The organism is Paractinoplanes hotanensis (genome assembly GCF_023717965.1).
In the GTDB taxonomy this organism is placed as follows: Bacteria; Actinomycetota; Actinomycetes; order Mycobacteriales; family Micromonosporaceae; genus Actinoplanes; species Actinoplanes polyasparticus.
The window spans coordinates 1-10,108 of the sequence record NZ_JAMQOL010000101.1 but is presented as its reverse complement, the minus strand read 5'-3'; the positions used below and the strand labels follow the sequence as shown (position 1 = coordinate 10,108).

Annotated in this window: 5 protein-coding genes and 1 pseudogene; 1 reads left to right on the top strand and 5 read right to left on the bottom strand. The window is 67.6% G+C overall.

Annotated features, from left to right (window positions below):
- Nucleotides 1–69 precede the first annotated feature (69 nt).
- Nucleotides 70–3,144, bottom strand: coding sequence for a PAS domain S-box protein (locus tag LXN57_RS47330; RefSeq protein ID WP_251804895.1), 3,075 nt, complete (start codon nucleotides 3,142–3,144; stop codon nucleotides 70–72).
- A gap of 356 nt (nucleotides 3,145–3,500) precedes the next feature.
- On the opposite strand from LXN57_RS47330, the gene LXN57_RS47325 reads away from it, so the two are divergent.
- Nucleotides 3,501–4,754: an EAL and HDOD domain-containing protein gene (locus LXN57_RS47325; protein ID WP_251804894.1), complete on the top strand. Its 1,254-nt coding sequence runs from the start codon at nucleotides 3,501–3,503 to the stop codon at nucleotides 4,752–4,754.
- A 123-nt stretch (nucleotides 4,755–4,877) separates the two neighbouring features.
- On the opposite strand, the gene LXN57_RS47320 is transcribed toward LXN57_RS47325, so the two are convergent.
- From LXN57_RS47320 to LXN57_RS47310, 4 genes and pseudogenes are all read right to left on the bottom strand, one after another.
- Nucleotides 4,878–7,580, bottom strand: a complete 2,703-nt coding sequence (locus LXN57_RS47320) for an ATP-binding protein (protein ID WP_251804893.1) — start codon at nucleotides 7,578–7,580, stop codon at nucleotides 4,878–4,880.
- Between the two features lie 45 nt (nucleotides 7,581–7,625).
- Nucleotides 7,626–7,910: pseudogene (locus LXN57_RS48530) on the bottom strand (winged helix-turn-helix domain-containing protein); the annotation flags it as partial.
- Between the two features lie 111 nt (nucleotides 7,911–8,021).
- Complete coding sequence (locus LXN57_RS47315; protein WP_251804892.1) at nucleotides 8,022–8,234, bottom strand: DUF4143 domain-containing protein; 213 nt, start codon at nucleotides 8,232–8,234, stop codon at nucleotides 8,022–8,024.
- A 163-nt stretch (nucleotides 8,235–8,397) separates the two neighbouring features.
- Complete coding sequence (locus tag LXN57_RS47310; RefSeq protein ID WP_251804891.1) at nucleotides 8,398–9,984, bottom strand: ATP-binding protein; 1,587 nt, start codon at nucleotides 9,982–9,984, stop codon at nucleotides 8,398–8,400.
- Nucleotides 9,985–10,108 lie beyond the last annotated feature (124 nt).

Here is a 10,108-nt window from a genome sequence, read left to right as displayed (position 1 = left end):
CGACATCGTCACCGCCGCGCTGCACCTCACCCATTTCGAATACAAATACCTAACCGGATCTTGCTGAGATCAGCTCAATGGCTGGATACCCGGGTGGCTGATGATCCTGGCGGACAGTTGCAGTCCGTCGGCATCGGGCATGTGCTGGTCGACGATCAATATGTCGAACGGCGCCTCGTGCGAGCAGGCGCTCAGTAGCGTGTCGATGGCGTCGTCGCCCGACGCGACTGCGGTGACCAGCATTCCCCAGTCGCGGGTCTGCTGGGTGAGCACCGACCGGCTGGTCGTGTTGTCGTCGACCACCAGCAGACGTACCCCTTTCAGGGAGATCGAGTTCCGGAATGCCAATGGGGTGGTGGTCCGCTCGTGGCGCAACGGTAGGTGGCACCAGAAGGTGCTGCCTGCGCCGACCTGGCTGTCGACCCCGATCTGACCCCCCATCGTCTGCACCAGCCGGTGACAGATCGCCAGGCCGAGGCCCGTCCCGCCGAAGCGGCGGGTCGTCGAGGAGTCGGCCTGGGCGAACGCGTCGAACAGTCGCGCATGTTGCTCGGCGGGAATTCCGATCCCGGTGTCGATCACCTCCAACCGGACGTCCACGATCTGTTCCGGATCCGTCGACCCGGCCGCATAACCGCGGCTGACGTGGATGAAGATCTCGCCATGCTCGGTGAATTTCACCGCGTTGACCGCGAAGTTCAGCAGGATCTGCCGGATCCGCACCGGGTCGCCGCGCACCATGTCCGGTAGGCCGGCATCGCAGTGACCGATCACTTCCAATCCTTTGGCGTGTGCCGATTCGGCGACCAGCTCCAGCACCTCCTCCACCACCATGTTCAGATTCACGGGAGCGTCATCGAGAACCAGAGCTCCGGCTTCGATTTTGGAGAAGTCGAGGATGTCGTTGATCACCGTGAGCAGAGCTCTGCCGGCGACGCGGATCCGCTCGGCGTAGTGGCGTGCCGTGTCGTTGAGTTCGCCACGGAGCAGGAGGCCGGTCAGTCCGATCACGCCGTTCATCGGAGTCCGGATCTCGTGGCTCATCGTGGCCAGGAACTCGGACTTCAGCCGCGACGCCTCCAACGCGGCGTCGCGAGCGTCGGCCAATTCGCGTTCGAAGCGCAGGCGCTGGCTCACATCACGCAAGAAGGCGCTGAACTGGTCACCCGTGCTGGTCGACACCGGCCAGACGGTGATCTCCACGGGAAACTCCACGCCGTCGCGGCTGACGGCGATGATTTCCCGGGTCCTATCCAGAATACCCGAACCGCCGCCGGTGAACGCCCGCGCTACTCCCGTGCGGTGAGCCGTCCTCGACCGTTCGGGGACCACGAATTCGGTCAGGTCCCTGCCCAGGACCTCGCCACGCTGCCAGCCGAACATCGTCTCCGCACGGTGGTTCCACTCCGTGACGTTCCCGTCGGTGTCGATGCTGATGAACGCGTCCGTGGTCGACTCGACGATCGCCCCCAGTGCATCGGCGAACCGTTTCGCGTCGGTGATGTCCCGTGCGATCAGGGCGATACCGACCACGGAGCCGTCCTTGGCGCGGACCGGCGACTTGGTCAATGCGACGTCGATGGGCCGCCCGTCCTGCCGAATACGAACCGCTTCGTACGGCGGGCTCGACTCCCCGCGCGCCGCGCGCGCCAGCCTCTCGTCCTGCTCCTCGTGGTCAGCCGGGGAAAGCCGCCGGATGGACTGCCCGATGATCTGCTCCGGGGAATACCCGAAGATCCGCTCGGCGCCATGGTTCCAACTGGTGATGACACCGTCGAGGTCGGCGCCGATGATCGCATCGACCGACGAGTCGACGATCGCCGCCACCTGCGCCAGCATCTGCTCGGTTGTCTTGCGCTCGGTGATGTCCCGGGCGACGGCATACAGCAGCCGACGCTCGGCCAACGGAGCCGTCTGCCACAAGAGCCAGCGATACGTGCCGTTCTTGCACCGGTACCGATTCTCGAAACCCAGAGAGGTGGCCCCCGCCGCCAGGTTGGCCATCTCCGCCAACGTCGCGTCGATATCGTCAGGATGCACAAAACGCAGGAAGGGCTCGCCGAGCAGATCCTCTTCTTCGTACCCGAGAACCTCCTTCCAGGCCGGGTTGATCCTCTTGAAGTAGCCGTCGGTTCCGGCGATACAGAGCAGATCCAACGACACCCCGAAGAACTGTGCGACATCCTCGTCGCTGCGGCGCCGGTCACGGCGCAGCCGCGCCTCCACGAACGCCGCCGCGACAACCAGCAGCACGACCAAGCCGGCGGCGGTAAGGACCACCCACCGAAAGCCCGCATTTGATGACCGTGCGGCGTCCAGCGGGATGGCGCTGCCGACACGCCATCCGCTCCCCGGGTCGGTGACGAACGCCGAGACGGCACCGCTGGAGTCCAAGGCCCGACTTCCGGCGTCGCGCCGAGCCTCCAGCCCGCCCACGCCCGCGGGCTGACCACCTGCCGCCGCGACAAGCACCCCACGCTGGTCCACGATCGCCAGGCGGATCCCGGTGTCGTCGGCGTAACTGTCGACGAAACGCTGAAACGACGACAACGAATACGTCGCCGCGAGCACCCCGAGCACAGGGCCTGGACGACCGCTCGTCCCCCGGCCTCTCACCACCACGCTCGCCGCGATCACGAACGGCTGGTCCGCCGATGCGGCCTGGTAAACCTCTGACACATACGGTTGCCCGGTCCGCACGGCCCCCCGATACCAGTCCCGGTAGGCGAAGTTGGTCCCCGCCAGCGCCGGACCGTTCGGCCGGACGTCCAACAGCACCCCGTCAGCGTCCGTGAGGGCTGTCACGCTGATGTCCGGCCGAGCCTCCCGCAGACGGTTCAAAATCGCTGCGACGTTTTCGGTTCGACCGAGGGGCATCGGCTCCAGCGCACCGGATGCCGTCAATCGGTCCGCGTAGGCACTCACCAGACTTTCGAGCCCGGCGGTCTGCTCGGCCACAAAGGCCTGCGTGAGCGTTGCCACCGCCTGCATCCGGCGCCTGCTCTGTACCTCTGAAGATTTGGCGTCAACCGCTATGATCACCGCTGCGGCTGTGACGATGACCACAACGAACAAGCCAACCATCAGCACCGTGGCGGCCGAACGACGATGCCCCCGACCCACCGCTGGTAGAACCCTGCTCATCCCACGACCGTATGCTCAATATGAACATAATTCTGGTCATTTCGGGCACTGGGCTTCGCGGGCCTCCGGGACGCCCGCACCGTCGTCGACGGTACGCGGCCGTGCTGGACACAGTGCGGCCCAGCTCCGGCTGGGCTACGGGTGTGTCTGGCGGGTGAACCTTTCGGCCATGAGTTTGCGTGATCGAGTCGCCCGGACCCGGCGTCGCGACGGCGGGAGCCGTCTCGGCCTCACGTAGGTGAGGCCGAGACGAGATCGGTCCGGACCCTTCCTCGATCTGTCCTGGCCGCCGTGCGGTACTGAATCGTTCAAGCCGGAAATCTCACGCGAGGCAGTGATCGGCCGATCACCGAGACGTGGACATCCTGTCGCCTCAGAGCCAAGCGGGCACCCGCTTGGCGCACGTCGGCCGGCAACCGATCTTTGACAGCACGGGGGACGTGGTGGCTTACGAGCTGCTGTTCCGCGGCAGCACGAACGCGGTCACGGCCACTCGCCGCGACGCGTATGCAACCAGCGAGGTGATCGTCAACACCTTTACCGAGTTCGGCATCGAGGAGGTCGTGGGCGATCGCCTCTGCTTCATCAACCTCACGCGCGACTTTCTCGTCGGCGACTTGGCCCTGCCGTTCGGTCCCGACAACGTTGTCCTCGAGGTCCTGGAAACCGTGGACGTCTGCGACGACGTCATCGCCGGGGTAGCCGCCCTGGTGGAACAGGGCTACTCCATCGCCCTCGACGACTTCGTCTGGGGCTCCGGACACGAGCGGCTACTGTCCTTCGCCTCGTACGTGAAGCTGGACTTGTTGGACTTGGACCGGTCTCACCTGGATGAGGTCGTGGCCGCGTGCCGCGCGTATCCGGGCATCCAGATCGTCGCCGAAGGCCTGGAGACCGGCGAACACCTCGCGCTGTGCAACTCCTACGGCTTCGAACTACGCCAGGGTTACGTACTCAGCCGCCCTCAGGTCCTCACCGCATCGAGCATCGCCCCCTCCAAACTTCGCCGCCTCGAGTTGCTCTCCGCCTTGTGCGCCGCCGAACCTGACCTCGATCGCATCATCTCGGCCGTCGTGGGTGATCCGGCGCTGACGATCCGGGTGTTGCGGGCCAGCAACTCTGTCGCAGCCGGGTCGACCAGCAGGGTCTCATCGGTACGTCAGGCCGTCGTTTTGCTGGGCGTTACGCAGATCCGCCGGTGGGCCGTCCTGATGGTGGTCGAGGACATCACGGAGGCGGCAGAGTCCCAGCTGATCGAGGCGCTGACCCGGGCCCGGTTGTGCCAGATTCTGGCCCCGAAGTTCGGCGCACACCCGGATGCGGGCTTCATGGCCGGCCTGATCACTGCCGTCGCTGAGCTGCTCGGTGTGAGCGCCGCATCGATGGCACACCGGCTGCCGCTCACGGCAGACATCGAAGGCGCGCTGGAGCGAGGCGCCGGCCCGCTCGGCCAGATGCTGAGGGTCGTCGGCGCCTACCAGCGCGGTGACGTTGGGCAGGCCGCCGCAGCCTATGAGGCCGACAACCTCACCCGTGCCGTCATGGAAGCGATGCGCTGGGCATCCCAAGCCGTTCACTCCTCGCACGGACCCTACTGCGCCAGTTCTTGAACGATCACCGTCGTGGCGGAATGTGCGAATCCAGGCGGCAAGGAGAACGTTCCCCGGTTGGATACGCCACGCGTGTCGGCGGCGGACTGCTTCGCTCCTCGACCTGATTTGGGGGATCCGGCGTCAGGGGAGTTGTTCGAGGAGCTGGGTGACGTGCCGTTGGACCATTGCGAAGCCGAACTGCTCCGCGGTCCTCTGTGCTTCGGCCGCCATGGCGCGTGCTCGGCCGGGCTCGGCTCCGGAGAGTGCCTGAGCGTAGGCGAGATGGGTGCGGGCGACGAACAGAGGCGCCCGCAGACGATGGTTGACGGTGAGGGCGAGCTCGTAGGCGGCGGCCGCCTCCTGCGTACGGCCGAGGGTTGCGAGCGTGCGGCCCAGTCCGTAGACGATGGAGCCCTCGGTGGTGGCGCCGGTGCTGGCGATCTGCTCCTGCCATCGGCTGAGAACCGGCAAGATCCGGGAGGCGGGCTCGGGCAGGGCAAGCGTGTGGCAGACCTCGGCCCACAACATCAGGGCCGTCGACCAGAACTGGGGTGCGCCGCCGGCTGAGACGTCGATAGCGTCGGCGAGCGCCCGGGCCTCCGCTTCCCGGCCGAGTTCGCACCACACGCAGGCGAGGCCGGCGCGGAAAACCTGCAGCTCCGGGTTCTCCTGAAGGACCTGCTCGAGGGCTTCGGCCGTCTCGGCGAGGCGGTCCTGGGCTCGGCGGATCTGAAAGATCTGGCCGGCGTAGCCGAAGAACGCCTCCGGTTGTCCGGTGGCGACACCGAGTTCGAAGCCGGCCTGGGCGACGGACTCGGCCCCTTCCAGGTCGCCATCCAGGAACAGGTGCATCGACTGGGTTTGGGAGGTGGTCCAGCGGACGAACGGTTCCGGGCTGTCCCTGGCGAAGGATGCCAAGATCAGTCTCTCCCGATCCATGGCGTCGCGATCGCCGAGTTGGAGTTCGATCTCGTGCTGGGACATCGCGAGCACGCCGCGTAGCCGCGTGTCGCCGGTGGATTCCGCGGCGGCGAGACCTTCGGGCAGCAACTGCGCCCGCTGACGGAGGACGTCGGGGGTGCGCAGTGCGCTCTGGGCCAGGCTCACCACCTCCGCGATGATGCGGGTCTCGCCGGCCGCACGGGCGAGCGCCATTGCCCGTACGGCCACTGGTTCGACCTGTTCGTCAGGCGCGCCGTGCAGCTCGATGGCGAGAATCGAGTGCAGGAGAGCACCGTCGGGTCCGCCGGGTCGCACCACTATCGCCCGGCGCAGGATCTCGACCCGCTCGTGGTCGATTGACCCGAACCTGCTGACGTCGCCGCGGTTGTTGGCCAGCGCCGCACGGACGAGCAGGTCGTCGTGGTGCAGCGCGATGGCGAGCCGACCGGCGCTGAGGAGCGTTTCGCGATGTGCCGGGTCGCCGGCCTGGCGTTGGGCAGTCCCGAGGCCGACCAGAATTTCGCAGCGCTGCGCCGGGTCGCCGTCGGGAAGGAAGTCGAGGGCCTGGCCGTACCAGGTGACGGCTTCGTCGGGCGCCAGGTGGGACAGCGCATAGTCGCCCGCCGACCGGGCGTACTGCGCGGCCTTTCCGCGGTTGTGCGGGGTGATGGCGTGGATCCAGTGGTGGGCGATCTCGCCGGCGCGTTCGCCCACATCGTCACCGCATCGTCGCTCCAGCGCAACGGCGACGGCCTGGTGGCCAAACGCGCGCACCGTCGGGCTCAGCTCCGCGTACAGGGCGTGGGCGACGATGGCATGCGTGAACGCGAACCGCCCACCGGCGTCGATGACGAGCGCGTTGGCCACGGCGGGCTCGAGGCGCCCGGACGTTTGGACGGGGTCTTCACCGAGCAACTCGGCGAGCAGGTCGAGCTCGAAGTCGCGGCCGACGACCGAAGCCGTATCGAGGGCCTTGCGGGTTCCGGGTCCAAGGCGCTGGATGCGGCTGTTGACGACTTCATGCACGCTGACCGGCAGCCCGCGGCTCCCCAGACGAGTCGGGGCCGCCCAGCGACCGTCGGCGCGTTGACTGATGGCCCCGGTCTCGCCGAGATGGCGCAGGATCTCGGTGACGAAGAACGGGTTGCCCTCCGTCTCGGCCCGCAGCAGGTCCCGCAAGACAAGTCCATCGCGGTCCATCGCGTGACCCGCGACCCCTTCCAGGAGGCTGAGCAACTCGCTGTCGTCGAGTCCGTCCAGCGCCAACCGGGTGGTGCCCGACTCCCGATGGGTCACGGACAGAAATCCGGTCAACGGATGTGACGCGTCGATGTCGGAGTCCCGGAACGTCGCGATCACCAGTACCGGCGTGGCCACCGCCCGCTCGACGAGATGGCGCAGCAGGGCGAGCGTCTGCACGTCCGCCCAATGCAGATCGTCGAGCACCACGAGCGCGGGTTTTCCCCGTGCCGCAACGGCGTCGAGGACATCGACGACCGAGCTGTAGAGCGCGAAGCGCGCCGAGTCCGAGTCCAGGTCTGCCGCGCCGGCGACACCCATCAGCGGCGCGATCGCCACGTGATGGCCGGCGACGACGTCGGGCAAGTGGCGGTCGAGGCTCGTCAGCACCTCGCGCCAAGGCTGATACGGGACGGACAGTTCCTCGTCGCAGCGCCCGTACACCACCACGGCATCCCGGTGCGCCGAGGCCGCGAACACCGAGCACAATGCCGTCTTGCCGATCCCCGCTTCCCCGCTGACCAGTGCGAACCGACGCTGCTGCGATGCGACCATCTGCTTCCAGAGGTGTTTGAGCACCGTGCGTTCATGCTCCCTGCCGGCGAACCCCAGCCCCGTCGACATCGCCAGCCGTTCCGGCAAGGGGAAGTCCCGCTCCGCCACCAGCCCACCCGCCGACTGCTCGACCGTGCCGACGAACTGATAGCCCCGGCGGTGTACGGTCCGGATCAGGCGCCGTTCCTTGCCGGTGTCACCGATCGCCACCCGGACCGAACGCAGCGCCGTGGTGACCGCGGCCTCGCTGACGAAGCGATCACCCCACACCACGTCGAGAAGTTCCTCTTTGGGCACCACCCGATGACGGTTCGTGATCAGGTGGAGGAGGACGTTGAACGCCCGGGGCTCAAGCGGTATCCGCTTACCGACGCGCCGCAGCTCGAAGAGAAGGGTGTGAAGCTCGAATCCGGCGAAACGGTAAGGCGCCCCGTGCACGAGCGCAATCGTACAGCTCGATCATCAGCCGACCTGTGCTTGTCATTTGACGCTCGCCCACCACGCGCTACGGGCAGCCCCGGGCCGCGGGTGCCGTGCTCGCCGTCCGCATCACGGGCCGAGTAGCGCCAACGGGACGACTGCAACGCCGTCGCGGCGGCGATAGGCACGTTCACCGGCATAGACGACGACGGCGTCGATCAGGTTTTCGCCGATTCGCTCTCGTAGCCAGAGCAGGTGTTTGACGTCGTTGTCCTCGACGCGGTCGGCCAGTTTGACCTCGACACCCAGAACTCTGCCGTCCGCGTGCTGAACGCGCCCCAACCAAATCCACGAGCGCGACTTCAGCTGTGGCCGCCGGTTTCGGCGCCGGTTCCCGCACCTTCGGCAGAGCCGACTCTCTTTCGCTCTCCACGAGTGTCGCCGGGGAGCGTTTAGCGTGCCGCCGCCCGCATCCCACGCGGGCGGCGACACCAAGACCCGTATGTCACGGCGCACCCTTGCCATACCTGGAAAGCAGCCGGTACACCTCGTCGAGCAGGTCGATGACGGGGCGGGTCCGTCCCTCCCACACGAGCGCCTCGAACCGTTCGGCACCCAGGGATTCCCGAAGCCACGCGAACCGTTTACGGTTGACCCCCTCGGCCCAGCGCAACAACGCGCCACCGGGCCGTTGAAGTAGTTCGTGGACGGCGGACAGCACGACGACCTCCTGCTGCGGGCGGCCGAGGTCATCGAAGAACCGTGACGCCACCTGCAGCCCCAGAGCGGTGTTCCACAGCCATCCCGTACCGTCGATGCGGCGCAGCGCGACACACAGCCATCCCGAGCCCGCGGCCGGACCGGAGAGGTTGCGGGTCGCCTCGGCGCGGATCAGTGTCGTGTAGGTGAGCAGGTCAGGATCGTCGGCTTCGCGCAGGATCTGGTGTACCTCGTCGCTCAGCCGGGCGGCCTGGTCCCAGTCGGCGAGCAGGAGAGTTGTCAGCGCACGTTCGGCGAGTACCGCTGCCCGTACACCCAGCTTCGGGCTTGCGGTGGCCTGCTGGGCACGGACGAGCAGGGCGTCGGCCTGGTTCAGGCTGCCGCAGAAGATCTCCGCGAAGGCGAGCCGGCGCAGCACTATCGCGTAGCGGTCCATTTCGCCCGCTTCCCGGAACAGGGCGGCGGCCTCCTCGCCTGCGGCGGTGGCCGCGGCGAGATCACCCTGATGCGCCGCCAGCAGGGTCAACCCGCTCAGCGCCTGGGCGCGCACGGCCGGGGAGACGTCCCCGCCGCCGTGCAACGTCAACTGCAACTGCCGGCGGCCCACTGCGGGCTGGCCGGGCTCGCGCCGGTGCAGGGTCAGGGTCGCGGCGATCCGCTGCGCGGTCTGCGCGTCGCCTCGGTCGGCGGACCAATCCATCGCCGTGCGGAACTGTTCGATCGTGGCGCCCACCAGCTGCGCAGCCGTGCCGTCGACTTCGAACTGCTGGCGCGGATCGTCGGCGATCGCCATCACCAGCGCGGCGTGCCGGTCCCGGGCGTGCTCAAGGTCGCCGTGCTCGGCCAGCTGTTCCATCCCGTACGCCCGCAGCGTCTCCAGCATCCGGTAGCGTCCGGATTCGTGGCTCAGGAGGGACTTGTCGACCAGCGCGGCGACGATGGCCGCGGTCGTGGCTGGCTGGTGGAGGTCGGCCGCCAGTTTCTCCGCCCAGCTGAGCTCGAACCGGCCGGCGAAGACGCTCAGCCGGGCGAACAGGCGGCGTTCGCCGTCGTCCAGGAGCCGGTAGCTCCAGTCCATGACAGCGTGCAGGGTGCGGTGCCGCAGCTCGGCTGTGCGACTGCCCCGGAGCAGATGGAAGCGGTCGCCGAGCCGGACCGCGAGTTCAGCGATGGTGAAGGCGTTGGCGCGGGCGGCGGCCAGCTCGATGGCCAGGGGCAGGCCGTCGAGTTCCCGGCAGATCGCGGCGACCCCCGTGGCGTTCCGGTCGGTCAGCGCGAAGCCGGGGTTGACGGCGGTTGCCCGTTCCACGAACAACCGGACGGCGGATGACCGGTCGGCCGACTCCGCGGTGGCTGCGCCAGGTTCGGGCATGGCTAGTAGTGCTTCGTCATGATTTGTTAGCCGTCGCGTGGGTAGTGCTCGGGGAAGACGGTGTCGCAGGTCGGGCAGGTGTGGATGATCCGGACGATATAACGTTGGATGTGTCGGAGTACGC